This is a genomic window from Marinobacterium sp. xm-d-530, assembly GCF_013283365.1.
GTDB lineage: Bacteria > Pseudomonadota > Gammaproteobacteria > Pseudomonadales > Balneatricaceae > Marinobacterium_E.
In genome coordinates, this window is sequence record NZ_WBYM01000003.1 from 64,125 (window position 1) to 90,381 (window position 26,257).

Here is a 26,257-nt window from a genome sequence, read left to right on the forward strand (position 1 = left end):
GGGGACTTAGTCGTCGATTCCAAGATCAGCCCAGATATCATCTACTCGACGTTTCACCGACTCATCCATGGTAATGGGCTCTCCCCATTCACGATCCGTTTCGCCCTGCCACTTATTGGTCGCATCCAATCCCATTTTGGAACCCAACCCAGACACAGGGGATGCAAAGTCCAAATAGTCGATCGGGGTATTCTCAATCATCACCGTATCCCGAGCCGGATCCATACGCGTAGTAATGGCCCAGATGACATCCTGCCAGTCACGAGTGTTCACGTCTTCATCCACAACGACAACAAATTTGGTGTACATGAATTGACGCAAGAAGGACCATACACCCAGCATCACACGCTTAGCATGACCCGGGTACTGCTTCTTCATACTGACGACCGCCATGCGGTAAGAGCATCCTTCTGGTGGCAAGTAAAAATCGACAATTTCTGGGAACTGCTTCTGCAGAATCGGTACAAACACCTCGTTCAATGCAACGCCCAGAACAGCCGGTTCATCCGGTGGACGGCCCGTGTAAGTACTGTGATAGATCGCATCAGCACGTTTCGTGATGCGTTCCACCGTAAAGACGGGAAAACTGTCGACCTCGTTGTAGTAGCCGGTGTGGTCACCAAACGGACCTTCGTCCGCCATTTCGTCAGGGTAGATGTAACCCTCTAATACGATTTCTGCACTAGCAGGCACTTGCAGGTCGCTACCAATACAGGACGTCACTTCCGTTTTCCCACCCCGTAACAGTCCAGCAAAAGCGTACTCGGACAGAGTATCGGGAACCGGTGTCACAGCGCCCAGAATGGTCGCCGGATCCGCACCCAAAGCCACCGCAACCGGGAACGGCTCGCCTGGATGCTGTTGCTTCCACTCAAGAAAATCCAACGCACCACCGCGATGCGACAGCCAGCGCATGATCAGTTTGTTCTTAGCAATTTTCTGCTGACGGTAGATACCTAGGTTTTGACGCTTTTTGTTTGGGCCGCGAGTAATGACCAATGGCCAGGTCACCAAAGGACCAGCATCACCTGGCCAGCAGGTTTGAATCGGAATCAGATCCAAATCGACAGCATCACCCTCAAGTACCACTTCCTGACAGGGCGCCTTTTTGACTACCTTAGGCCCCATATTCAGCACTTGTTTGTAGAGCGGTATTTTGTCCAGTGCATCTTTAAAGCCCTTGGGTGGTTCAGGCTCTTTAAGTTGCGCCAGCAATTTACCGACATCGCGCAGTGCCGAAACGGACTCTTCCCCCATGCCCAGTGCAACGCGATCAGGTGTACCAAACAGGTTGCCTAATACCGGCATGTCATAACCAACCGGGTTTTCAAACAGCAGTGCTGGACCACCGGCTTTTAACGTGCGGTCACAGATTTCTGTCATCTCTAAATTGGGGTCGACAGGATGCGTTATTCGCTTAAGCTCACCACGAGCTTCCAGCTGGCTAATAAAATCACGCAGATCTCTGTACTTAGGTGTCGCCATACAATCCTCGGCAAAAACAAAAAAGGGCGAGTGGTAAATGCTCGCCCTGTTTCAATACTAAGCCAAATAAACGCTCAGATTGATTACTTACGCTTCATCGAAAGGAAGAACTCTTCGTTGGTCTTGAAGTCCTTCAGTTTATCGATGACAAATTCAGTTGCGGCCGCATCTTCCATTGGATCCAACAGCTTACGCAGAATCCACATACGTTGGAGCTCTTCTTCTGTTGTAAGAAGATCTTCACGACGCGTACCTGAACGACGAATGTTGATCGCAGGGAAGACACGCTTCTCAGCAACGCGACGATCCAGGTGAACTTCGGCGTTACCAGTACCTTTGAACTCCTCAAAGATGACTTCATCCATCTTAGAGCCCGTATCAACCAGAGCCGTAGCAATGATCGTCAAGCTACCACCCTCTTCGATGTTACGTGCCGCACCAAAGAAACGCTTAGGACGCTCAAGTGCATGCGCATCGACACCACCGGTCAGTACTTTACCCGAAGAAGGCACAACCGTGTTGTAGGCACGGGCTAGACGGGTAATCGAATCAAGTAGAATGACAACGTCTTTCTTGTGCTCGGTTAGACGCTTCGCTTTCTCTAGCACCATTTCAGCCACTTGTACGTGACGTGATGGCGGCTCATCAAACGTTGAAGCTACCACTTCACCACGCACCGTACGCTGCATGTCGGTTACCTCTTCCGGACGTTCATCAATCAGAAGAACAATCAGGTAACACTCTGGGTTGTTACGTGTGATGCTATTAGCAATGTTCTGTAGCATCAGTGTCTTACCGGCTTTAGGTGGAGAAACCACCAATGCACGCTGACCTTTACCAACCGGAGTCACTAGGTCTAAGACACGAGCGGTAATATCTTCTGTACTACCGTTACCGATCTCCATACGCAGACGCTTTTGAGCGAAGAGTGGCGTAAGGTTCTCAAACAGAATTTTGTTCTTGGCATTTTCAGGCTTGTCGTAGTTGATCTCAGCCACTTTAAGCAGTGCGAAGTAACGCTCACTGTCTTTCGGTGGGCGGATCTTTCCGGCAATGGTGTCACCCGTGCGCAGATTGAAACGACGAATCTGGCTTGGCGATACATAAATATCATCAGGTCCAGCTAGGTAAGAGGAGTCCGCTGAACGAAGGAAGCCGAAGCCATCCTGTAGGATTTCAAGAACACCGTCACCGTAAATATCTTCACCACTGCGGGCGTGCTTCTTAAGGATCGAGAAGATGACATCTTGTTTACGAGAACGAGCAAGGTTATCTAGGCCCATTTCTGCTGCGATATCGAGCAGTTCAGGCATGCTTTTTAGTTTGAGTTCGGTAAGGTTCATTTTTTCGTTATGAATAGTGTCGTGCACGACGAGAGCCGCGAGACAGGAATGATTGAAATTAGAAGAAGATTATTTGGGTTGGTCAGAAATCAACCAACGGAGTTAATATATAACCAGTTGGTGGTGCTGTCTAGCCAATAGACAAAGAAAAGGCGGGATATCCCGCCTTTTACCTAATATTTAGATGTTTGCGTCAACAAACGCCGTTAGCTGCGACTTAGACAGTGCGCCAACTTTGGTTGCTTCAACGTTGCCGCCTTTGAAGATCATCAGTGTTGGAATACCACGAATACCAAACTTAGGAGCGGTTTCAGCGTTTTCGTCGATGTTCAACTTACACACTTTCAAACGACCCGCGTACTCAGTCGCAACTTCTTCTAGGACCGGTGCAATCATCTTACAAGGGCCACACCACTCTGCCCAGTAATCAACCAGTACTGGACCTTCAGCCTTTAGGACGTCCTCTTCGAAACTTGCGTCAGTTACGTTTAGGATGTTTTCGCTCATCTGTTCTTATCTCCAATGCGTTTTACGCGAAGCGGTTGCAAGACTTGTCTTAACAAGACATCAACCTTAAATTGCAAAATAACTTGCCCAATAATAGCATCTGCTCACCAATAATGGGAATGATGTCGAGAACTGTGATGAATCCACTAATGAAACACCTGCGTGAAGTCACAGAGGACAGTGTTCGCGTTACCCTGACCCTGTTCAAAATACTCATCCCAGCCATCGTCATTGTACGCCTATTGGAGCTAATCGGTGCAGCCGACTTCTTAGCCGACACACTCAGTGCACCTATGGAGTGGCTAGGTCTACCAGCCATTGCCGGCATTGTATGGGCCACCACGCTGCTCACCAACATCTACGCAGGCTTAATTGTCCTATTCACCTACTCACAAGCCTGGACACTTGAGCAGATTACGTTGATGGGCATCCTGATGCTGGGTGCGCACAACTTGATTGTTGAGATCGCCATCACCTATCGAGGGGGTTGCCGATTATTGCCGATGATTCTAATTCGCATCGGCGGCGCACTCGGGCTTGCGATCTGTATGCACTGGGTCTACCAAGATATGCCCAGCATGCAGCAGCTGGTTAGCTTCGATTTTGCCCCAGAGATTGGTGACAACAGTTGGACCGCGTGGCTAAGTGCACAACTCGAGATGCTATTTTGGACCGTTGTCGTCATTTTTGGTTTGGTAGCCGTTCTAAGAATTGCCAAAGTGACGGGTTTAGAGCGCGCCATCGAATATCTACTTAGACCGATTCTCAAACTGATTGGTATTAAACGAGAAGCCCTACCGATGAGCTTAATAGGGATGACACTGGGATTAGCCTATGGTGGCGGATTACTGATTCGTGAAGCAGAGCGAGGCACCATCAGTGGACGCGATATTTTTGCCTCTTTTGCCCTTCTTGGCCTGTGTCACAGCCTGATTGAAGATACCCTACTGATCGCACTAACCGGTGCAGAACTGCACGGCATACTCTGGGCTAGATTGGCTTTTGCACTGATTATCATTGCCCTACTAACGCGGCTACTACCTCTGATATCAGATCAAACCTTCTATCGATTCTTCATGAGAAAGCAGGAGTAATATTAAAAACTGAGAGGCGGCTTTGAGTCGTTGAAGTTTTTACCGCCCCCAATCCTTACCACTCATTTCGACCAACCGAGACGCGGCTCGTCGAAAAGAGAAGGCTAGATCATTGGCGGCCGATAATTTTGCCAGTGACGCGCCATTTAGACCCGTTGCCGACCACTCCATATCTTCACCCTCTTTGGAACGAATCATGGTCGTCGCAAAGGAGCTTGAGTTGCCCCCTTTTTCACTAACAAACAACTCTTCATTGCCATCGCTGCGTTCAATTTGCGCTGAGAAATCGACAAACAGTTCATCGAGTGGGACGTTGGCTGCCAGCACCAAGCGGGTGCGAGATTCATAACACAGGTCAATGAGGGTCAAAAATCGTCGCCCTTCGTCAAGGTGATTGACGTCTAATTGCGGAACACCGTCGATGATGAGGACCGGAAATCGGTCGCAAAGGGAAATATAATCGGACGCGCCAAGCGGCTGGTGACACAACTCGGAAAAATCAAACCAGGCGCACCGGTCATTATGTCGTTTGACCTGGACGGTGCGGCCGAAGCGTACGTCAATGACCTCGTCCTCAGTTCCCGATACAGTGCCACCAAATATATCTTTAAGCTGCGACTGAATGTTGTTATTGCCATGTACATCCTTGTTTGACCAAAAATAGGAATGACCATCTGCTCGAGTTTCGAGTCGATAATCTCTGGCGGAATCCTCCATGGAGATAATGTCGAACCTGTCTTTTAACATGTCTATGAATGGCAAAAAGAGGGATCGGTTAATGCCTCCCTCATACAATGTATCCGGGGAGCGGTTTGAGGTGGCGACCACTACGACATTCCTATCCAATAATAATGAAAACAGTCGCTTCAAAATCATGGCATCGGCAACATCGGTTACTTGAAATTCATCAAAACAGAGGAGTTGAGCTTCCTGTGCCAATTGTTGTGCAACAACAGGCATCACATCATCTAGTGGGTGCTTCTGTTTGAAGACAAATAGGCGATGGTGCACGTCTAGCATGAATTCATGAAAGTGGACGCGGCGCTTGGTAATAGAAGCCTTAACCGACGCGTAAAAGAGGTCCATTAGAAAGCTCTTGCCGACTCCGACCGGACCATGGATATAGATACCGCGCGGTGGTGGACTAAAAGACCACAAATTGAGTTTCTTTCGAAGAGAGAACTGAGCGGACGCTAAGGATCGCCCAAGTGAAATCGGGCTGTTGCTAGTAGTACTGCTCGCTATCGATTTATCGGAACCCACAGGGACAGGCGGGAGCAAGGCAAGCGACTCATGCAGAGCATCGAGTTTTGCGGCTAGTGTGACTTGTGCCTCATCTCGTTGCACCTCCCCCGCATCCACCATGCGTTCATAAGCCTCAGTCACGGGGCCTATCGATAGGGGTCGCCGGGTGACGCAATGTTGTGCTGCCATATTCTTCCTAACCGTACTCATCATGAATCTGATCAGTAATACGGTATGGTAGGCAATATATGATCAAGTCTTTCATTGAAACCACTCATCGCGTTTCTCCTGTTTGTTAGATAGTTAAAATTTACCCCCAAGCCTCAGTAATATGAAATTAGATCTGTTTATCGGTCTGATAACCTTTTGGCTATAGTTTATAACGAGAGTTATTTGAGCTCAGCTCTGCAAAGGTCTGCAAACTGAGGCAGAACATAAATTGGCTTGTCCCCATCATAGAACTTCAGCTTTACGCCGAATTGGCGAGTCACTTCGTCGAAACTAGTCATCACCCCATGAACTAGAGGGCATGTTTTGGAGACGACAAACGTAAATTTGCTACCCCAACAGTTGTGAGGCTCACACAGACTATAAATTTCAAAAACGAAACCGCCCTCCTCTACGTACTCAACTGGATGCTCCACGGCACCGTTGTCCAGGTATTCAGCCAACCACTGATCTACACCAACCTCGCCTTCAAACAGACCGTTCCATTTCATCCGATAGTCCGGTTTGTCGATCACGTCTGTGAGATAGTCAGGCATTGGTTGTTTTAATACATCGGAGAAATCGTCACGCGTTGGGTTTTCTTCGGCTTGAACTGGAACCGCTAGCATTAACACGCTCAACACAGCTGCTATTTGATTGTTCATAGAAGAGCCCCTCTGTCCTGAGTGGATATCAGTCTCATTTATTTTTTTTGTTTCTGCTGCCCACTTGTTCACCTGCTTTGAAAGCTGCAAGTATTCCTGACAACCCCTTCTTATTTTTTGCCTCGCGAACCGCATCGATTTCAGATTGGTTCAAAGTTATGGCTGGTTTTTTGGACGTGAATTTTATGGAAACAATGAAGCCTACAGCGAAGAAGATGAACAACCCACCAAAGTGCCAAGCTTCAGAAAAACCAAGCCAACGAAGTATTTGGTATACAGGTCCGAGCCAGTCTGCGATTAAGTCCTCATCTAACATCGTTCAGACCCTCCTTTAAACCCTTGATATTTTTTTCTATTGAATCACAGATTAACTTACACCGCCAAAGCCAGGTGTTTCTTACATGGAGTACCCAAGGTTTAAGTTCGAAATTAGTTTTCACAGCAATAAAAAAGGCGACCTTAGGTCGCCTCTCTATACTGCATGCAGCCTCTTAAATTTGAGGGCCTGCAGCAATGATCTTCTCATCAACACCTTCAAATTTTTCGAAGTTGTTAACGAACTGTGCGGTCAGATCGGCACAAGCAGCATCATAATCGGCGCCGTTTGCCCAAGTATCACGTGGCACAAGTAGGTTGTCATCAACACCCTGAACGGTCACAGGCACTTCTAGGTTTAGACCAGGGATGTGCTTAGTTTCCACATCTTTAAGGTGTCCGTGTTGGATCGCTGAGATAATGCCGCGAGTCGTTGGGATGCTGAAACGCTCACCTGTACCGTAGCTACCGCCGGTCCAACCGGTATTCACTAGGTAAACTTTAGAGCCGTACTCTTCGATACGCTTGATCAGTAGTTCTGCGTACTCGCTTGGTGGACGCGGGAAGAATGGTGCACCAAAACAGGTTGAGAAGGTCGACTTGATGCCGCCGCCTGAACCCATCTCTGTAGAGCCAACCAACGCTGTGTAGCCAGATAGGAAGTGGTACGCCGCTGCCTCTTTGCTCAGGATAGAGACAGGAGGCAGTACGCCGGTTAGGTCACAGGTTAGGAATACGATGTTATCTGGCTCGTCACCCATATTAGTCGCCGAACGCTTCTCAACATGGCTCAACGGGTAGGCACAACGACCGTTCTCTGTCAGGCTGACATCGTTGTAATCCGCTTCACGACACTCGTCTAGAACAACGTTCTCGACGATTGCACCAAAACGGATTGCATCCCAGATGATCGGTTCGTTTTTCTGGCTAAGGTTGATTGTCTTAGCGTAACAACCGCCTTCTAGGTTGAAGACACCGCCTTTCGCCCAACCGTGCTCATCATCACCGATTAGGTAACGGCTTGGGTCTGCAGAAAGGGTTGTTTTACCAGTACCTGAAAGACCGAAGAAGAGCGTCGTTGAGCCATCTTCACCAATGTTCGCTGAACAGTGCATTGGTAGCACGTCTTTTTCAGGTAGAAGGAAGTTCTGTACAGAGAACATCGCTTTCTTCATTTCTCCCGCGTAACGCATACCGGCGATCAACACTTTACGTTGTGCGAAGTTCAGAATGACACAGCCATCAGAGTTGGTGCCATCACGCTCTGGCTCACACTCGAAACCAGCAGCGTTAAGAATTTGCCACTCTTCTTTACCCTTAGGGTTGTAGTCGCTTGGACGGATGAAGAGATTTTGACCAAAAAGATTTTGCCATGCAGTTTCAGTTGTCATACGCACTGCAAGGTAGTGACTTGGATCAGAACCGACATGCACTTCAGAAGTGAAAGACTCTTGCTCAGAAATGTACGCTTCAACACGCGCCCATAATGCATCAAACTTGTCTGCGTCGAATGGACGGTTGATTGGCCCCCAATAGATGGCATCGGATGTGCTTGGCTCTTGGACGATGAAACGATCCATTGGTGAACGACCTGTACGCTTACCGGTAGTAACGACAAGTGCACCTGTGTTTGCTAGTACGCCTTCATTGCGTGCGATAGCAGCCTCAACCAACGCGGCAGGCGTCAGGTTAAGGTGATTCTCTGCGATTGACTCTTTAGTCATCAACTGATCCCTTGGGCTTTAACCCATTTGTACCTAAAAGTTACCGTCCTCAAAGAGGGCGGAACGCGGAAAATAATTTAAATAATATTTTTGGTGGTTGGTTTGAAAGGTCGTGGCCAACTCTTTTTGTAGGTGCGCGATTATCTCATAGCCGGGGGCTCTAACAAACCCCCAGATCGATAACCTTTAGTGTAACGAGTCACTCTCGTTCAATGCCCCATCGTTGTGGAACAGTGCTTTAATGTCTTGCGCATCAAAATCATAGCTGCGATTACAGAAATGACAAGTTGTTGATACGACACCCTTGTGCTCTTCAGCAAGGCTTAAAAGTTCCTCTTCGGTCATCGTTTGCAGTGCGGCCGCACTGCGTTGACGTGAACAGTCACACGAGAAGCTTAACGGCTCGGGATCTGTGATACGTGCGCTCTCTTGGTGGAAAAGACGATACAACAGTGTCTCGTTATCCAACTCGAGTAGCTCATCGTTTTGCAGGGTTTGCGCCAGAGTAGAGATGTGATTCCAATCCTCATCGCCATTGCCAGCAGCCGGTAACACTTGCAGCATCATGCCAGCGGCACGCTGACCATTGGTGGTCAGAATCAGTTGCGTGGGTAGCTGCTCTGATTGGCGGAAATAGCCTTCGATACACTCGGCAACGCTCGCCCCTTCAAGCGGTACAATGCCTTGGTAACGCTGACCCTGTTCAGGCTCCATGGTCAACGCCATGCGACCATTAACAAAGGAGTGATCGAAACGCTCGCCGTGCTTCAGGGTCTCTTCGTCAAAACGAGCAATCGCACGGACCTGGCCTTTATCGTTGCACTCAGCAAGAAGCAGACGCAGTCCACTGTCGCCCTGTGCTTGAAGTGACAAACGCCCTTCGATCTTCAAGTTTGAACTGAGTAGCACAACCGCCGCCAACATCTCGCCCAACAGGTGGCGAATCTCATCCGGGTAGTCACCATAAGCAATCGCTTGCTGGAAACTCTCTTCAAGACCGACAACAACGCCTCGCACGTCGGCATTATCAAACAGGACGCGTTGAATTTGATCAGGTGTGCTCATCAGAAGACCTATAATAATTTAACAATTGGGGCGCGATTTTACGCGGAATTGGTGCAGGTTTCAGCTATCAATCTCGTAAATAACCTTTAACCCGCAACAACTCACGACGGCTCTTTTTATCCGGTCGTGCATCAGGCCCTGAGCCCAACTGCTTACGCATCGCTGCGTTCTCTTCGCGCTTATTGATACTGGCTTGAGTCTCAACGTAGAGTTTTTGAGCTTCTGGCGCGCCACGACGTTGATCAGAGAGTGCAACGATCTCGATCTCTTTCTCGTCGTAGCCCTGACGAATCTTAAGCTTGGCACCAATCTCAACCGCTTTACTGCACTTTGCTCTTTGCCCGTTGTAGTGCACCTTACCGCCTTCAATCATCTCTTTGGCAATGCCTCGGGTCTTGTAGAACCGGGCAGCCCAAAGCCACTTATCTAGACGGATACCGCTACTCATTCGTTTACCATTACCTCATTAAAATCATTGATCGACATAAAATCACAATCACTCATGTCGCGTGGGGGCATCTGCAGATCAGGCTGATCAATCGTTAGCAGATGCTTGATGCCGAAATCATGTGCGGACTGCAGAACCGGTAGACTGTCATCCACCATCAATGTACGCTCAGGGTCGAAGGGCTCATGCTTCATAAGAGTCTCCCAAAAGGCTTGCGACTCTTTCGGATAGCCATAGTCGTGTGAACTGATCACACCCTGTACCTCATCCGCTAAATTGGTACGAGAGAACTTTAAATCAACCCCTGCACGGTGCGAATTGGTGACAATCAGCACACGTCGGCCACTCTGTTTGAGCCAAGCAAGAAACTCGGGCACAGAGTGGCGATAGCCAATCTTATCGGCCACCTCATGTTTTAACTCAGCAATCGGAAGCTGAAAGCGTTCGCTCCAGTAGTCAAAGCAGTACCAGTTTAATGTCCCCTGCTCCTCCATAATGTTCGACAGGATATATTTCTTAGCCTCTTCAACATCGATTTGGTGAATCTCTGCGTAACGAGCAGGCAGAAACTCAAGCCAGAAGTGTGAATCGAAGTGAAGATCCAACAGGGTGCCGTCCATATCTAAGAAGACGGTGTCTATCTCTTGCCATTGAAGCATAATCGGGGAACACTCTAGGAAACGTTATTTGGATACCAGTATGCCGATCAAACCGGAAATTTTGAAGGTCACTAAGCCAGAGAAGAGTGCGCTGTTTCATGTCGAGCAGGTCGACCTTCGCTTCAGCAATGGTGAGGAGCGTCGATTTGAACGCCTGGCATCCAAGGGCCGAGGCGCCGTCATGGTGCTTGCCATCGATGCCCAACAGAACATCGTTCTGATTCGAGAGTATGCGACCGGCTTTGATGATTATGTCTTAACACTACCCAAAGGGGTGATCGATCCTGGCGAAGATGCACTACAGGCAGCCAATCGTGAGCTTCAAGAGGAGGCGGGTTTTGCTGCCAATCAACTTCAGGTTATCCGGAATATGAGCGCGGTGCCCAACTACATGGGCAACTCACTGACGCTGGTTGTGGCACAAGATCTTTATGAGAGTCGCTTAGAGGGGGATGAGCCAGAGCCTCTGGAAGTTGTGAAATACCCACTGGCGGATATCGAGACACTGGCGATGCAGAGTGATTTTCATGAAGGCCGAGCCATTGCCGCACTGTTTCTGGTCAAGCAATGGCTTGCCGAGCAGTAGTTACTGATCCGCAGACTTACAGGCCAACGTACCAGCTGCAATAACGCGATCCACGCGCTCAGAAAAACCAGCATCAGACCGATCACTACGCAGAATGCGACCGACTTCCAAGTCGTCAAAGCGCTCGTGGACATAATCGGTTAGACAGCTGCAGCGCGCTTCAGAGGCACCTGACACCAGACAACCGTTCATAAACGGTTCGTAGGTTTTGGATCCAAAGTAGTTAACACGAACAATGTAGATGGCGCCCATAACAACGGCGATCCACAACAGAACCTTTGACATGCTTTAAGCCTTGTAAATGATCAAGATGGCCGCATTGTAATCAGAGGTGAACATAATTTCAGCTATCTTTAGTTGCAGATACGAAACAACCGAGTGATCTAAAGACATTACTTTTTGTGCCATTAATAGTCGGGCGAAAGGTGATATGATCGCATCCACTAACTTACCGCCAGGGTTTTTATGCCCTGACTAACTGAAATGATTGGAGCATAAAATGAGCTTTGAACTTCCAGCACTGCCATACGCAAAAGATGCACTAGAACCACACATCTCTGCTGAAACTCTAGAATTCCACCACGGCAAACACCACAACACTTACGTGGTTAAGCTAAACGGCCTAGTACCAGGTACTGAGTTTGAAGGTAAATCTCTAGAAGAGATCATCAAAACGGCACCAGCTGGCGGCGTATTCAACAACGCAGCACAGGTATGGAACCACACCTTCTACTGGAACTGCCTATCACCAAACGGTGGCGGTGAGCCAACAGGCGCTATTGCTGACGCGATCAACGCTCAGTGGGGCTCTTTCGACAAGTTCAAAGAAGAGCTAAACGACAAAGCGGTTAACAACTTCGGTTCTTCATGGACTTGGTTGGTTAAAAACGCTGACGGTTCTCTAGAGATCGTTAACACTAGCAACGCAGGCACGCCAATGACTAACGGTCAGACTGCGATCCTAACTGTTGACCTTTGGGAACACGCTTACTACATCGATTACCGCAACGTACGTCCAGATTACCTAAACGGTTACTGGTCACTTGTGAACTGGGACTTTGCTAACGCAAACCTAGCGGCTTAATCAGTAGCCCGTCATTGAAAAGAGAGCTTCGGCTCTCTTTTTTATTGTCTACTGCACGCCTATTTCCGGTCCCACAACGCTCATCACGGTCTTAAGAATGATCGGCTGGGCTACCGCTTTAGGGTGTAAGCCGTCTGACTGCATCAGATCCCAATCGGTCGCCACGCCCTCTAATAAGAAAGGCACGAGTGGCGCATCAAATGCATCAGCTAGCTGAGGGAATAGATTAAAAAAAGCGCGGGTGTATCGTGGACCATAGTTGGGCGGTAGCTGAATACCAATCACAATCAGCTTTGCACCTGACTCTGTAATCTTATTGGCCAATGCTTCAAGATTGGTTTGAATAATATTCAGAGGGGTACCGCGTAAACCGTCATTGGCTCCTAACTCAAGCAGGACCCATTTAGGTTCGTGTAGCTCTAACAGATCGGGAAGTCGCGCCAGCCCCCCGGCTGTGGTTTCACCACTGACACTGGCATTTAATAACGTCAGACCGGAACCTTCCAAACGCTGTTCCATTAACTCTACCCAACCTTCACCCGGGGTTAATCCATAACCGGCCGAGAGGCTATCTCCCAACACCATAATATCCGCTGCCTTAACCGGCAGCGCTAACCCAAAAACGATGAATAAGTGCAGTATAAAATTCTTTAACAAAACGACCTCGAACCTTTAAAAGCGACGTAACAAACCCAAAATTAATAATAGTCGTAAGGGTATTAGAAGACTATTGGATCATTAAGAGGACACCATGACTTGCCGCTCCGTTCTACTTGAAGCAAAACAGCTGGGAAAACAGTTTAAGACCGGAAGCGGAACACTGGATCTGTTCGTCAATCTCAACCTAACCATTAATGCCGGGGAGACGATAGCGATCATCGGTAAATCTGGCGCCGGTAAATCGACGCTACTCAGTCTGCTTGCGGGGTTGGATACGGCCACCTCTGGGACAGTCGAATTTGAAGGTAAGCCTTTAGAGTCACTGTCGGATGCAGAACGAGCAAAACTCAGAGCCGATAAAATTGCCTTTATTTTCCAATCCTTTCACCTACTGCCCGAGCTAACAGCACAGGACAACGTCGCACTACCCCTTGAGATTCGCCAGCAGCAAAACGCGGAGGCAACAGCGTCGGAATGGCTACAAAACGTCGGGCTGGGTGATCGAACTGATCACTATCCTTCACAACTCTCCGGTGGCGAGCAGCAACGCGTGGCGATAGCGCGTGCTTTTGCAGGTAACCCTGCCCTGCTCTTTGCCGATGAGCCTACCGGCAACCTCGATGAAGCGACGGGGCAGCAAATCGTTGAACAGCTCTTCTCATTAAACGAGCAACAGGGCACAACGCTGATATTGATCACTCACGACCTTGAGCTAGCAAAACGCTGTCAGCGTCGAATTCAACTGAGTAATGGGGCTATCGAGGAGCTATCATGAGTTCTGCCATCCCCCGTATTGCAAGGCGTCAGCTGTGGGTCCAACTGCGGACCATTGAGTGGCGAGTATTAATCCTTGCGGCTCTACTCGCTGTGACACTGACCAGCTTTTTATCGATCGTCAGTGATCGTTTAGAGAGTGGCCTCCTCAGAGAGAGTGCCTCAGTGCTAGGGGCCGATCTAGTCGTTCGATCCAGTCGACCCATTAATGAACAACGCACGGACCTAGCTGAAGAGCTGGGGCTAACCACCACCCGAGTGATTCAATTTCCCACCATGGTCGGTGCTGGTGACAACCTCATCCTAAGCTCAGCCAAAGTAATCTCTGATCCCTACCCGCTCAGGGGAGAGGTGATTACTGATCCACCTATGCAAGTAGCGGCACCTGAGCCGGGAACCGCATGGGCTGAAGAGCGCATTATTGATCAACTGGGTCTGTCGATTGGAGATACCCTGCAGTTCGGTTACGCCGATCTAGTGCTTACCGCCAGGTTAAAGCAGTCCCCCGATAGAGGCAGCGGTTTCAACACACTCAACCCACATCTTCTGGTCAATCAGCAAGATCTTGAGAAGAGCGCGGTACTGGGTCCTGGCTCTAGAGCCGAGTTCCGTCTACTGATCAGTGGTGACAATGATCAGCTTAAAACGTACGAGGCACGTCTAAAACCGACGCTGGAGAACCACGAGCGGATACTGTCACTGATCAATGATCAACCGGTCACCGGTAACGCTCTCGCTAACGGTCTCTCCTATGTTCGCTTGAGTTCACTGACGACCCTACTGCTTGCATCACTGACCATTCTGTTGGCACTGCGTCGCTTCGGTCATGCACAGCAGAGTCGCAGCGCGCTCTTCTTAAGTATGGGTCTTACACCCAACGCCTTAGTAAGGCTCTATTTTTGGCAGCTTGGCATAGCCGCAACCCTTATCGCGGTGATTGGTGGTGTCGCTGGCACTCTTCTCGCTGGCCTAGCCGATATCTGGCTATCCGGTCTGCTTCCACAAGCGCTCCCTAACGCGCAGTGGAGTAGTTACTTAATAGGCCCTACGTTGGGGTATGCGATGCTACTTCTACTCGGCATGCCTCCAGCACTGGAGCAGGCCAAGGTGCCCGTTGCACAGTTACTACGAAGCGACCAGACAAACACGACTCAAAAAGCGAGCTGGGGGCTCTACCTCATCAGTCTGGTACTGCTAAGCGCCGTCTTACTGCTATTTTTGGCGGCGCCTGCCGCTGCTGCGGTATTACTGATCATGCTGGGTATCAGCGGCCTACTGTTCGGGTGGTTGGCCCAACTGATTCTGCACAGCCTCGGGCGTTTTTTAGCTAACCGCCTTGCCCTTGGGCGTTTGCTCATCATGCGTTTGCGCCAGCAACGTAAATGGCACCGATTACAAGCGGGGGTCATGGTTCTGTTGCTGATGCTGTTAAGCGTTATCTGGGTGGCTCGTCAGGACTTAGTCAAAGAGTGGCAAGCGCAGTTCCCTGAGGACGTGCCGAACTACTTCTTAATCAATATCCAAGAGTGGCAAAAGCCAGGGGTCGATCAGTTTTTGGCGGATCGCGACATTGATACCGAACTCTATCCCATGATACGCGGGCGATTAGTGGACCTTAACGATGCACCGATTAGACCTCAGCTCAACGAAGAGCAACTAAAAGATAACTCTCTACGCCGTGAGTTAAACCTGACCTGGCGTCAGCAACCACCGGTGCATAACCAAATCATCCAAGGTGAGTGGTGGGATTCAGACTCTAGCGAGCATCAGATCTCAATCGAGCGGGACATGCTGGAGGATCTAGGGCTTAAACTGGGTGACAAGCTCGGCTTTGACGTCGGTGGCCAACCCGTCAGTGGTGTCATCACCAGTGTGCGTGAAGTGAAGTGGGAATCTTTCCAGCCCAACTTCTACGTCATTTTTTCGCCAGCAGCACTGCAATCTTATCCGGGCACATGGATCACTAGCTTTAAACTGGCCGAGGAGCGCAAAGCACAGGCGAACGAACTGCTTCGCGAATTCCCGTCGTTAACCTTGATCGACATCGATCAACTGATGAAACAGCTCGCTGGCTGGTTAGAACGACTCGCTGAAAGCTCGGCTTTTGTGTTGATCATGACACTGGCGACTGGCCTTATTCTGGTCACTATCACCCTGCTCCAAGCTTTAGAACAGCGTAAAACTGAGGTGGCACTGCTGCAGACATTAGGGGCAAGAGCGACTGAGACCAAACAGCTTGATCTCTTGGAGTTTGGTCTTTTGGGTCTAGTGTGTGGCTCACTCGCTGTGTTCAGTGCAGAGATCACCTTGGCAGCCATGAATCAGTTTTTGTTGAAGATACCGCTCTCTGCTCACTGGGAGCTGTGGTTCACTCTGCCAATACTGGCCAGTTTCGCGTTTATTGCGATAGCCAGTCTGCTGCGTGCTCCACTTAAGATAGAGCAGTGCTATGCCATTCTTAAATCCCATGGGTAAAACTACGGCTAATTCCACTATTGGAGTAGTGTTATTTTTGATCAAAGATGTGTAGAATTCGCTCAAATTTTGATCTAAATCAACAAATTTGAGGGTTTAAAACCATGGCACACGACGAAAACTTCCGTGACAATTCTGGCTGGGGCTGGATCGCAATCAACCTAGTTGCTCTTGCTTGGATCACTATGCCAGTCAGCATCGCATTGACTCAGGTTGTTCAGTGGTAAGCCACTCAACCAACAAAAAAGGAGCCTAATGGCTCCTTTTTTTTGGCTGTACTTTTCCGACTTAGACAGTCAGTGTCTCAACACCCTCTGGCGTTGCCATCAGAACAATATCTGCAGGACGAAGCGCAAACAGACCATTGGTGACAACACCCACCAAGTCGTTCAACTCTCGCTCTAGCCCTTTTGGATTGAGGATCTCCATATCGTGGACATCCAAGATGATGTTGCCATTATCGGTTACAAAGCCCTGGCGGTATTCAGGCTGAACACCCAGCTTCGCTAACTCGCGAGCTACGTAAGAACGAGCCATCGGAATTACCTCTACCGGCAGAGGGAAAGCACCCAATACATCCACCTGTTTAGTCTGGTCGACAATGCAGACAAACTCTTTGGATGCTGCTGCGACAATCTTCTCGCGAGTCAACGCACCACCACCACCTTTGACTAGGTTTAGGTGTGGATCGAACTCATCGGCGCCATCGACGTAGACCTCAATGCCTGAGACTGAGTTCAAATCAACCACTTCAATGCCATGTGCGCGCAGACGCTCGGCAGAAGCTTCCGAGCTCGCCACGGCCGATTCAAATGCACCTTTGTGTGCTGCCAATGCATCAATAAAGCAGTTAGCCGTAGAGCCGGTTCCGATACCAATCACCGAATCCGCTTTTAATTTTGGCAGTACATAATCCAGTGCCGCTTGTGCGACAGCCTGTTTCATTTCGTCTTGAGTCATCAATCCATCTCTAAACAGTCAATTTTTGGGTGTTTTAGCAGCCATTTGCCTGGCTATCTAGACGCAATAGCAGTGAGTCTATACCATTTGCATCCATATTTCTTAAGCAAAACAGCTCTTGATCACTATGCAGCGATACATACGAAAAATTCTTGAAGCGCGTGTTTATGACGTAGCCGTCGAAACCGCACTGGATGACGCACCCGGTTTGTCCGAGCGCACAGGTAACAAAGTCCTACTAAAACGTGAGGATGAACAACCTGTCTACTCGTTCAAAATTCGTGGTGCCTACAACCGTATGGCTCAGCTGACCGATGAAGAGAAGGCGCGCGGTGTTATTACTGCATCCGCCGGCAACCATGCTCAAGGCGTTGCAAATGCGGCTAAGTACCTTGGTATCAAAGCGACCATTGTCATGCCCAAAACCACGCCAGACGTGAAAGTCACCAACGTGCGTCGCTTGGGCGGAAAAGCGGTTCTGCACGGTGATGCCTTTGACGATGCGCGCCAGCATGCTGCAAAACTGGAGCAAGAGAAAGGCTTAACGTACATCCCGCCCTACGATGATCCCGATGTCATTGCAGGACAGGGTACCGTTGCGATGGAGATGTTGCGCCAGCATACTGGCCCCATCGAGGCTATCTTTGTACCGGTCGGCGGTGGCGGCTTGATTGCCGGTGTTGCTGCTTACGTTAAATACCTTCGTCCCGAGACCAAGATCATTGGCGTTGAATCGGATGAGTCCGCGTGTCTTGCACTGGCTATGGAGAAGGGTCGTCGTGCCACACTGCCACAAGTTGGCATCTTTGCGGACGGTGTCGCCGTAGCTCAGATCGGTAAGCACACTTGGGAAATCTGTAAAGATCATGTCGATGAAGTGATCACCGTCAGCGTGGATGAGATCTGTGCGGCCATTAAAGATATCTTTGACGATACCCGTGCGGTGTCAGAACCCGCAGGTGCCCTAGCGGTTGCCGGCCTCAAACGCTATGTCGAGCGCGAGCAGTGCACCGGCAAAAATCTAATCGCCATCAACTCAGGGGCCAACGTAAACTTTGATCGTCTGCGTCATGTTGCTGAGCGTTCAGAGATCGGTGAAAAACGTGAGTTATTAATAGCGGCCAAAATCCCAGAGCGACCAGGTGCCTTTAAGCAGTTCTGTAAAACGCTGGGGAATCGCAACATCACTGAGTTCAACTACCGCTATAGCGACAGCGATGCGGCCGTGGTGTTTGCCGGTGTTCAAATCCGAAAAAACAACGATGGTCGCGAAGAGTTACTGGCCGAACTTAACGACGCATTAGATGAAGTGACAGACCTTACCGATAACGAGGTGGCAAAAAGTCATATTCGCTATATGGTTGGCGGTCACAAGCCTGATGCCTGTGGTGACGAAGCGCTCTTCCGCTTTGAATTTCCAGAGCGTCCAGGCGCGTTGATGAAGTTCCTAAATACTCTGGGTGGGCGTTGGAATATCTCAATGTTCCACTACCGCAACCACGGCGCTGCCTATGGACGCGTTTTAGTGGGTATGGAAGTGCCTAAGAAAGAGCGTTCTGAAGTGCGTAAGTATTTAGACGAGTTGGGCTACACCTGGTTTGAAGAGACCACCAACCCAGCCTACCAGCTCTTCCTAGGTTAACCGAAAAACATCAGTGGTGTTCTGGGGTCTCGGGTGAGACGTCGAACACCTCTTTAGTTAGCGCTTTCATTCCGTATACCAGCAACGAAATAGTTCCCCAGGTCAGACCCAGTAGGACACCAGCATCGACAATGCCGCGCCAAGGTTGCGGGATAGAGTGCACCACAATGATCAACACAATGATAAATGTGGTCAGTGAATAGCTGACGATTTTGCGCTTCTTAGTGGTATGGAAGAACCCCATGCAAAAGAGCGGTGCGAGTACCAAACGCGCAGGCGTCACATGGTGACGAAGGTAGCGAGCTCGCGCTGCTGCACGAGGTGAAAAGTTTTGCTGGAAGCCTCGATATCCCTCTGCAAATCCCATAAAAACCAACGAGAAAGCCAGTGCCACCCAATGGCCAAAACTCAATTCAGCAAACGGAAGTTCCAAAGCCATGGGGGCTAAGCGATAGATTGCACTGCTCAACAGAGCAACAACGCCAACAATACCCCAAACAGCTGCAATTGAACCCAACATAGAGAGTCGCCTTATATTCAAACAAGCGGGCAAGTATAACGAATAGTCAGGTCCTGACAACCGGGTGCGTTATTTGTAGTCCGCTTTATCAAGACCGTACTTACGCATTTTGTCAGAGAGGGTTTTTCTGGGTAGACCTAAGGCCGCCAGCGTCTCTTTGATTGAGCCAGCATGACGCGCCAATTCGGTTTGAATCAACGTTTTCTCAAAGTACTCAACGCGATCAGGCAAGCTCATTACGGTGTTCTGATTACTCTCCAACTCGCCCGCTTCCCCGCAATTGAGCTCACCGAGTAGCACAAAACGCTCCGCCACATTGCGCAGTTCGCGCACGTTACCTGGCCAATCATAGGCGACAAGTTGCTGAATCTGCTCCGGTGTTAGCGGTTCGACTTCACGGCCAAACTGACCTGAGGCGACCAGAGCAAAGTGTTTAAACAGCAGTGGAATATCCTCACGCCGTTCCCGTAAGGCGGGTAGATCGACTCGAACGACATTGAGTCGATAGTAGAGATCCTCTCGGAAATCGCCCTGGTCGGCAGCCTCACGCAGGTCCACTTTAGAGGCGGCGATGACTCTTAAGTCCAGTGAAATAGGGTCGTTCGAACCTAAACGCTCAATGACACGCTCCTCCAACACACGCAGCAGTTTAACCTGCAAAGAGATCGACATGCTTTCGATCTCGTCTAAGAACAGTGTTCCACCTTGAGCATGCTCTAACTTACCAATTCGACGACTTTTGGCATCGGTAAAGGCGCCCGCCTCATGACCAAACAGTTCACTCTCAATCAGGTTTTCAGGAACCGCCCCACAGTTAATGGCGACAAAGTTGGCCCCGCGACGGCTGCTGTTTTCATGGATATAGCGAGCTAGCAGATCTTTACCCGCTCCGGTCTCACCGTGAATCAAAATATCCGCAGGGGTATCAGCAACCGCTCGAACAATATTACGCAGCTGTTGAATGCGCGGACTGGCGCCAATTAAACGAGGGCCTGCCGCGTTGTGAGTGGCTAGTTCCTCTTTAAGCGCTCGGTTTTCGAGAGTTAACGAGCGCTTTTCGATCGCACGACGTACGACATCAATCAGCAGCTCAGAGGCAAAGGGTTTTTCAATGAAATCGTAGGCGCCATCACGGATCGCCGTTACCGCCATAGAGATGTCGCCATGACCGGTAATAATGATGACCGGAATATCAGAATCGATGGCTTTGATCTTAGCCTGTAGCTCTAAACCGGTCATACCCGGCATGTTGATATCGGTGACGACAATCCCCGACCAACCTGAACTGATGATACCCAACGCCTTTTCAGCACGATCACAGGTCACCACAGAGTAACCTTCAAGCTCCAGCGTTTGCCCAGCCGAATCCAAGATGTAGGCGTCATCATCTACCAGTAATACTTGAATCTCGTCAGCTCTAGACTCTGTCACTCGGACTCCTTAGTTGCTTGTGCACTGGGTGGTTGAGCCCTATTTAGAAGAATACGAAACTCGGCGCCACCCTCGGGTAAGTTGTGGGCGCTAAGCATACCACCAAGCTACTCGACAATCCGCTGCGAAATAGAGAGACCAAGCCCCAAACCAAGCCCCTGCTCTTTTGTGGTAAAAAATGGTGTAAAGATCTGCTCTAACGCCTCATCACTTAAACCGGGTCCGGTATCGCATACAGAGATGGCGATCTGCTCCCCGAGAAACTCTGTACGAACCTGAATCTGCTTATCTTCACTCTGCTCCATCGCTTGAGCAGCGTTGTTGATCAGATTCACCATCACCTGCTCCATACGCAGAAGATCCGCTTTCAACCAAATTTGATCCGAGTTATCGGGCCAGGTGATCTCAACATTTTGACGCTCTAACTGCCCGTAAAGGATAGACATAGCCCCATCGCGCAGATCACGCAGCGACACACTACTCTGTTGCGGATCTTGCTTACGCGAGAACTCTTTCAGGGGGTGCAGTATGTTGGCCATTCGCTGCGTCAGATTGGCAATCTGCTGCAGATTGCTCGTGACTCGTTCTGCATTATTCAGTGTCTGAAACTTCAAGGCGTTATCGGCGTAATTGCGAATTGCCGTCAGTGGTTGATTCAACTCGTGGTTTATACCGGCTGACATCTGACCAATGGTCGCCAACTTAGCCGCCTGTACCAACTCGTTCTGAGTTAACTGGTGATTTTCGATCTCGGACAATAGCTTTTTGTTGGCGGCCTGAAGGTCCTGAGTACGCTCTGCAACACGACGTTCAAGCTCATTTTGTGCACGCTGTAAGGCCTGTAAATGCTCGCGACGTTCGGTGATATCAACCAAGGTGACAATCAGGTGATAACGGCCACTCTGCTCCATGTTACTGAGGGTCAGTTCAACCGGGATAACGCTACCATTAGCGTTGAGGCAATCCACCTCCAGCTTCAGATGCTGTTCACGGGTTGCGACCTCTAACTCAATATAGCGCTTCAGTAGTAACTGATCCTGCGGCGACAGTAGCTCATGAAACGGCTTGCCGATGATCTGATCCAAGCGATACCCCAGCAGTCTCTCCAGCACCGGATTAAAGTACTCAATCTTACCTTCTGTATCGATCAGAGAGAGGCCAACCTGAGTATTATTAATCACGCCTTCAATGCGCGCTTCCTGCTCTTTTCGAACTCGGCTTTCACGCTCAGTATAGCGCTGACGCTCAATGCGAATGCGGCGTCGCTGAAAGGCCACAAGACTGGCCAGAACGATCAACACACCCAGTATCGTGGTAATCAACTGCACCACCAATACGCGATCTTCAACCGTTTGCAGATTGGCGAGATGGCGAACGGTCAGACCAGTGTTAGAGATCTGGTCCGCCAACAGCAGATACTGTCGTGTGTCGAGCTCGGCCGATGCTGCAGGGTTGTCACTCTCATTGCGCAGCACAGTAATGATCTCAAACTGCTCATCCTCCACACTGCGTTTAGCAATATTCAAAGAATTAAGCGGCTGATCACCGTATCGAAGACTTTCGGCTATCCGCTTCATCTGCTCATCTGACAGCGGGCTGAGTGTCTTAAACATCCAATCTGGCTCGGTACTGATAACGATAACGCCATCCTCATCTGACACCATCACTTCGGTGGCCGGGTTGTTCCAGCGCTCTTCGATCTGATCCAAGTCGATCTTAACGACGACAACCCCAATGATTTCACCATTGCGGTGCATCGGGTGACTGAAGTAGTAGCCCCGTTTATTCGTCGTACTGCCCAAAGCAAAATAGCGCCCCGACTGCCCTTTCATGGCATCGGTGAAATAGGGCCTAAATGAGAAGTTCCGCCCAATAAAACTGGTCTCTTTAAACCAGTTGCTGGAGGCTCTGGTGTAGCCCGCACTGTCCATCACATAGATATCCAATGCATTGACCAGATCAACGGCTCGTTGCAGATAGAGATTCGCCTGCCCAACACGCTCCTCTTCGGCGCCAGTGACCGCATCAGCCAGTAATTCATGATCGGCTAACAGTTCGGGCAAGCTACGAAAACGATCCAGTCTCTGCTCCACTGACACTCGGTAACGATCAAGCTCACTGGAGGCCTGCTGATGCAGCTCCTCTAATGCCTGTTGATGGGTAATCAGGGTCAAGTAGATCAAAGAGACGACAAACAGCGTAAGCACACCTAGAATCACTTCGGGTCGGAAAGGTAAGAACTGTTTGGGCGTATAACGCTCGGGCATCGACTATCCTGTATAGGCGTTTTAAATAAACAGATATCGATTTTTCCACCTTGCAGGGCATCCCTCAACCCCGATGTTGAATATGAAATTAAATCGTCTGCAATCCTCGTGGTTTCTGAAGGCTCTCTGATATACTTCGCCAACCAAGAGTAAGGAAGCTTCAAGGTGTTACAAGCAGTTAAAGAGAATCTGGATCGCCTCGTTGCAAGCGGTCATCAACATCTGTTGCGTGAGCTAGGTCACGGCATCGAGAAAGAGGCACTTCGAATCGACAGTGCCGGTCATATTGCCAAGACAGACCACCCCGCCGCGCTGGGTTCTACGCTGACCCATGGACAGATCACGACCGACTACTCTGAAGCTCTGATGGAGTTCATTACCGGAGTCAGCACCGATGTGCGCGACTCACTCAAAGAGCTGACCGAACTGCATCAATTCACCTACTCTTTACTAGGTCATGAATCGCTCTGGTGTGCCAGCATGCCCTGTGCGATCAAATCGGTAGATGACATACGCATTGCCGAATACGGCAGCTCCAACATTGGACAACTGAAGTACATCTATCGTGTGGGCCTTGAGCATCGTTACGGAAAGATGATGCAGACCATCGCAGGCATTCACTACAACTTCTCGATTTCGGAAGCCTTCTGGCCAGCGTGGAAACAGGTGTGCGACTCGGAACTTAGCGACCAAGATTTCGCCTCCGATCGTTACTTTGCACTGATTCGTAACTTCCGTCGTTACAGCTGGTTGCTGCTCTACCTGTTCGGTGCATCACCGGCTGTCAGCAAAGATTTCTTGCACTCTGTAGAGCACCACCTAGAGCCTCTCGACGATGATACCTATTACCTCCCCTACGCAACGTCACTGCGTATGAGTGATCTGGGCTATTCAAACAGAGCCCAAGAGGGGCTGAACGTCTGCTTCAACCATCTTGATACCTACTCAGACTCTCTTCAGGCTGCGATACACCAACCGCACCAACCCTTTGAAGCGATTGGTATTAAAGTCGATGGCCAGTATCGCCAGCTCAACTCCAATGTGTTGCAGATTGAGAATGAGTACTACAGTGACATTCGTCCGAAACGCGTTGCCTTCAGCGGTGAAAAACCTGTCCACGCACTGATGGAACGAGGGGTTCAGTACATCGAAGTACGTAACACCGATATCAACCCACTGCTGCCGATTGGTATCGATCTGCAGCAGAGCCTCTTTATGGACGCCTTCCTGTTAACCTGTTTATTTGCAGGTGAGCAACTACTTACTAGCACTGAATGCGCTATGGTAGCTCACAACAAAGACAAGATTGTCTCTGAAGGGCGTCGCCCAGGTCTGATGCTTGAGACTCTTGAGGGCGAAGTGTCACGTGAGCAGTTTGCTCGCGACATCCTCGATCAGGTGACTCTGGTCGCTGAATTACTCGATCAGATCCACGGCGGAAATGCCTATCAACAAGCGGTTCAAAAACAGTATGAACTGGTAGCTGATCCGCAGCTGACTCCTTCAGCTAAAATTATTAGCGAGCTGAAATCGAGCTCACTCACCTTCCAACAGTGGACGCTCAAAATGGGACAAGTGCACCGAGAGACTCTGTCACGCGAACCGCTTGACCCAGCCGTTAAACAGCGACTAACTGAAGAGGCTGAACAGTCACTGGCCAAACAGCGCGATGCTGAATCACAAGATGAAGCACCCTTTGATGAATTCCTTCAGCACTACCTAGCCTCCTAAGTGGAACTTAGTTATCACTTGCCAGCACTCTATCGATCGGCATAGACTGAAATCTCAGTTGGAGGTTTTGTTATGTTAGAGAACTGCAAAGATGCTCGTGAACGCTGGGGCGGTGTCAGCACCATTATTGACCATTGGCTGGATGAACGTGCCGCGTTAATTCGAATTCTAATGGAAATTCCCCATACTCAAGTGGGCGAAGAGTTGGATGCGCGACTGGGTGAATTTTGCCAACTCTTGGTAGACTACCTCTCATCAGGACACTTTGAAGTTTACCAACAGCTGGTAGCAGAGGGAGAAGCCTTCAGCGATTCACAACTAGCAGAGGCTCAAGCACTCCTTCCCAAGATTCAGATTTCAACCGATCTTGCGCTCGATTTTAACGACCGTTTCTCTGATCTGCCTGCAGCGACCGTTGAAGATATCCGCTACTTCAGCGAACAGGTCTCTAAACTGGGCGAAGCCTTGGCTGATCGATTTGAGTTAGAGGATCAGATGATCGCCATGCTGCATGAGACACATCGCGAAGCCGTTAGCTAAATTTGCGGGACACTGAAACAAAAAAGGCTGCCCAAATGGCAGCCTCTTTTATATATGAGCAATTTACTCAGCCGGATTGATCGCAAGCAGTTCAACTTCGAACACTAGCGTCGCGTTTGGTCCGATCATACCGCCAGCACCGCCAGGGCCGTAAGCCAGATCAGATGGGATCACTAGACGTCCTTTACCACCCTCTTTAATCATCTGCAGACCTTCAGTCCACCCTTTGATAACGCCAGACAGCGGGAAGGTCACTGGTTCGCCACGACCGTAAGAGCTATCGAACTCTTGGCCATTGATCAGCATACCTTTGTAGTGCACTTTGACGTTATCTTCTGCTGTTGGTGTAGGGCCTGCGCCCTCTTCCAAAATCTCTACCTGAAGACCCGTATCAGTAGTGACAACACCTTCACGCTTAGCATTCTCTGCCATGAAGTCTTGGCCATTTTTCAGGTTAGCATCCGCTAGTGCTTGCTCTTTCGCCTGTTCAGCTTCTAGCTTTTTCGCTTGGAATGCCATCATCACATCAGACAGCTCCTGCATGGTCATCAACGGCTTGTTGCCTTCGAACATGTCCTTAACACCCTGACTCAGTAGATCGTAGTCAAGAGAGTCGAAATCAGCCATTAGACGCTCACCAAGTACCAAGCCCATGCCGTAACTCAACTTTTGATCATCGGTCGTAAGTTCAGTCGCCTGAGAAGGTGTCGCTAGCATTGCAGAAGATAGAGCAAGCGCTAATACCGCTTTTTTCATTGGAAAATCCTTATTCGTGTTATCAATGAGACCAGTGTCTCTGAATGAGATGAAAGAAACATTAAAACCTATAC

Annotated in this window: 26 protein-coding genes; 9 read left to right on the top strand and 17 right to left on the bottom strand. The window is 49.6% G+C overall.

What is annotated here, in order from left to right; translation table 11 throughout:
* Positions 1-6: 6 nt before the first annotated feature.
* The 3 genes from ubiD to trxA form a co-directional block, all read right to left on the bottom strand.
* A complete protein-coding gene (gene ubiD, locus XMD530_RS05640) occupies positions 7-1,485 on the bottom strand; it encodes a 4-hydroxy-3-polyprenylbenzoate decarboxylase (protein ID WP_173494634.1) in 1,479 nt (492 codons plus the stop codon).
* Positions 1,486-1,568: 83 nt separating this feature from the next.
* Positions 1,569-2,828: a transcription termination factor Rho gene (gene rho / locus XMD530_RS05645; RefSeq protein ID WP_173481811.1), complete on the bottom strand. Its 1,260-nt coding sequence runs from the start codon at positions 2,826-2,828 to the stop codon at positions 1,569-1,571.
* A 180-nt stretch (positions 2,829-3,008) separates the two neighbouring features.
* Complete coding sequence (gene trxA / locus XMD530_RS05650) at positions 3,009-3,335, bottom strand: thioredoxin TrxA (protein ID WP_173481753.1); 327 nt, start codon at positions 3,333-3,335, stop codon at positions 3,009-3,011.
* Positions 3,336-3,472: 137 nt separating this feature from the next.
* Here trxA and XMD530_RS05655 point away from each other — a divergent pair, with 137 nt between their 5' ends.
* Positions 3,473-4,429, top strand: a complete 957-nt coding sequence (locus XMD530_RS05655; RefSeq protein WP_254443081.1) for a hypothetical protein — start codon at positions 3,473-3,475, stop codon at positions 4,427-4,429.
* Positions 4,430-4,468: 39 nt separating this feature from the next.
* Here XMD530_RS05655 and zapE read toward each other — a convergent pair whose 3' ends face one another.
* The 7 genes from zapE to yrfG all read right to left on the bottom strand — a co-directional run bounded on the left by zapE (position 4,469) and on the right by yrfG (position 10,757).
* Entirely contained in the window at positions 4,469-5,863 is a 1,395-nt protein-coding gene (zapE, locus tag XMD530_RS05660) for a cell division protein ZapE (protein WP_217364166.1), read from the bottom strand.
* A gap of 200 nt (positions 5,864-6,063) precedes the next feature.
* Positions 6,064-6,546, bottom strand: coding sequence for an Ivy family c-type lysozyme inhibitor (locus XMD530_RS05665; protein WP_173481750.1), 483 nt, complete (start codon positions 6,544-6,546; stop codon positions 6,064-6,066).
* Between the two features lie 34 nt (positions 6,547-6,580).
* Positions 6,581-6,862 carry a hypothetical protein gene (locus tag XMD530_RS05670; protein ID WP_173481749.1) on the bottom strand — a complete coding sequence of 94 codons (282 nt, stop codon included), beginning with the start codon at positions 6,860-6,862 and terminating at the stop codon, positions 6,581-6,583.
* Positions 6,863-7,037: 175 nt separating this feature from the next.
* A complete protein-coding gene (locus XMD530_RS05675; protein WP_173506876.1) occupies positions 7,038-8,585 on the bottom strand; it encodes a phosphoenolpyruvate carboxykinase in 1,548 nt (515 codons plus the stop codon).
* Between the two features lie 186 nt (positions 8,586-8,771).
* The gene (hslO, locus tag XMD530_RS05680) at positions 8,772-9,650 is read right to left on the bottom strand and encodes an Hsp33 family molecular chaperone HslO (protein ID WP_173488793.1); all 879 of its coding nucleotides are present in this window, start codon (positions 9,648-9,650) and stop codon (positions 8,772-8,774) included.
* A 67-nt stretch (positions 9,651-9,717) separates the two neighbouring features.
* Positions 9,718-10,098 carry a ribosome-associated heat shock protein Hsp15 gene (hslR, locus tag XMD530_RS05685; protein ID WP_173481746.1) on the bottom strand — a complete coding sequence of 127 codons (381 nt, stop codon included), beginning with the start codon at positions 10,096-10,098 and terminating at the stop codon, positions 9,718-9,720.
* Positions 10,095-10,757, bottom strand: coding sequence for a GMP/IMP nucleotidase (gene yrfG / locus XMD530_RS05690; RefSeq protein WP_173481745.1), 663 nt, complete (start codon positions 10,755-10,757; stop codon positions 10,095-10,097). The genes hslR and yrfG overlap by 4 nt, the downstream gene beginning before the upstream one ends.
* 40 nt (positions 10,758-10,797) lie before the next feature.
* Between yrfG and nudE the strand changes: the two genes are divergently transcribed.
* Positions 10,798-11,343 (top strand): ADP compounds hydrolase NudE, encoded by a 546-nt coding sequence (gene nudE / locus XMD530_RS05695; protein ID WP_173481744.1) that lies wholly within the window; start codon positions 10,798-10,800, stop codon positions 11,341-11,343.
* Here the strand turns inward: nudE and XMD530_RS05700 are convergent, their stop codons facing one another.
* Positions 11,344-11,628, bottom strand: a complete 285-nt coding sequence (locus XMD530_RS05700; RefSeq protein ID WP_173481743.1) for a hypothetical protein — start codon at positions 11,626-11,628, stop codon at positions 11,344-11,346. It lies immediately after the preceding gene.
* A 214-nt stretch (positions 11,629-11,842) separates the two neighbouring features.
* Between XMD530_RS05700 and XMD530_RS05705 the strand changes: the two genes are divergently transcribed.
* Positions 11,843-12,427, top strand: a complete 585-nt coding sequence (locus tag XMD530_RS05705; protein WP_173481742.1) for a superoxide dismutase — start codon at positions 11,843-11,845, stop codon at positions 12,425-12,427.
* A gap of 48 nt (positions 12,428-12,475) precedes the next feature.
* Here XMD530_RS05705 and XMD530_RS05710 read toward each other — a convergent pair whose 3' ends face one another.
* Positions 12,476-13,084: an arylesterase gene (locus XMD530_RS05710; protein WP_254442853.1), complete on the bottom strand. Its 609-nt coding sequence runs from the start codon at positions 13,082-13,084 to the stop codon at positions 12,476-12,478.
* A 94-nt stretch (positions 13,085-13,178) separates the two neighbouring features.
* Between XMD530_RS05710 and XMD530_RS05715 the strand changes: the two genes are divergently transcribed.
* The 3 genes from XMD530_RS05715 to XMD530_RS11420 all read left to right on the top strand — a co-directional run bounded on the left by XMD530_RS05715 (position 13,179) and on the right by XMD530_RS11420 (position 16,563).
* A complete protein-coding gene (locus XMD530_RS05715; RefSeq protein ID WP_173488791.1) occupies positions 13,179-13,862 on the top strand; it encodes an ABC transporter ATP-binding protein in 684 nt (227 codons plus the stop codon).
* Positions 13,859-16,336, top strand: a complete 2,478-nt coding sequence (locus tag XMD530_RS05720) for an ABC transporter permease (protein ID WP_173506877.1) — start codon at positions 13,859-13,861, stop codon at positions 16,334-16,336. Before XMD530_RS05715 ends, XMD530_RS05720 begins: the two co-directional genes overlap by 4 nt.
* A 104-nt stretch (positions 16,337-16,440) precedes the next feature.
* The gene (locus XMD530_RS11420) at positions 16,441-16,563 is read left to right on the top strand and encodes a hypothetical protein (RefSeq protein WP_256368476.1); all 123 of its coding nucleotides are present in this window, start codon (positions 16,441-16,443) and stop codon (positions 16,561-16,563) included.
* 61 nt (positions 16,564-16,624) lie between these two features.
* Here XMD530_RS11420 and rpiA read toward each other — a convergent pair whose 3' ends face one another.
* Positions 16,625-17,296: a ribose-5-phosphate isomerase RpiA gene (gene rpiA / locus XMD530_RS05725; RefSeq protein WP_173488789.1), complete on the bottom strand. Its 672-nt coding sequence runs from the start codon at positions 17,294-17,296 to the stop codon at positions 16,625-16,627.
* A 127-nt stretch (positions 17,297-17,423) separates the two neighbouring features.
* Between rpiA and ilvA the strand changes: the two genes are divergently transcribed.
* Positions 17,424-18,938, top strand: a complete 1,515-nt coding sequence (gene ilvA, locus XMD530_RS05730) for a threonine ammonia-lyase, biosynthetic (RefSeq protein ID WP_173481738.1) — start codon at positions 17,424-17,426, stop codon at positions 18,936-18,938.
* Between the two features lie 10 nt (positions 18,939-18,948).
* Here the strand turns inward: ilvA and XMD530_RS05735 are convergent, their stop codons facing one another.
* The 3 genes from XMD530_RS05735 to XMD530_RS05745 all read right to left on the bottom strand — a co-directional run bounded on the left by XMD530_RS05735 (position 18,949) and on the right by XMD530_RS05745 (position 23,156).
* On the bottom strand, positions 18,949-19,458 hold the full coding sequence (locus tag XMD530_RS05735; protein WP_173506878.1) for a hypothetical protein: 510 nt from the start codon (positions 19,456-19,458) through the stop codon (positions 18,949-18,951).
* A gap of 69 nt (positions 19,459-19,527) precedes the next feature.
* Entirely contained in the window at positions 19,528-20,889 is a 1,362-nt protein-coding gene (locus XMD530_RS05740) for a sigma-54 dependent transcriptional regulator (protein ID WP_173506879.1), read from the bottom strand.
* 107 nt (positions 20,890-20,996) lie between these two features.
* Complete coding sequence (locus XMD530_RS05745) at positions 20,997-23,156, bottom strand: PAS domain S-box protein (protein WP_173506880.1); 2,160 nt, start codon at positions 23,154-23,156, stop codon at positions 20,997-20,999.
* A gap of 165 nt (positions 23,157-23,321) precedes the next feature.
* Between XMD530_RS05745 and gshA the strand changes: the two genes are divergently transcribed.
* Together gshA and rsd are read left to right on the top strand one after the other, a co-directional pair.
* Positions 23,322-24,887: a glutamate--cysteine ligase gene (gene gshA / locus XMD530_RS05750; protein ID WP_173506881.1), complete on the top strand. Its 1,566-nt coding sequence runs from the start codon at positions 23,322-23,324 to the stop codon at positions 24,885-24,887.
* Between the two features lie 72 nt (positions 24,888-24,959).
* On the top strand, positions 24,960-25,427 hold the full coding sequence (gene rsd, locus XMD530_RS05755; RefSeq protein WP_173481733.1) for a sigma D regulator: 468 nt from the start codon (positions 24,960-24,962) through the stop codon (positions 25,425-25,427).
* Between the two features lie 63 nt (positions 25,428-25,490).
* On the opposite strand, the gene XMD530_RS05760 is transcribed toward rsd, so the two are convergent.
* Complete coding sequence (locus XMD530_RS05760; RefSeq protein WP_173482565.1) at positions 25,491-26,183, bottom strand: FKBP-type peptidyl-prolyl cis-trans isomerase; 693 nt, start codon at positions 26,181-26,183, stop codon at positions 25,491-25,493.
* Positions 26,184-26,257: the final 74 nt, after the last annotated feature.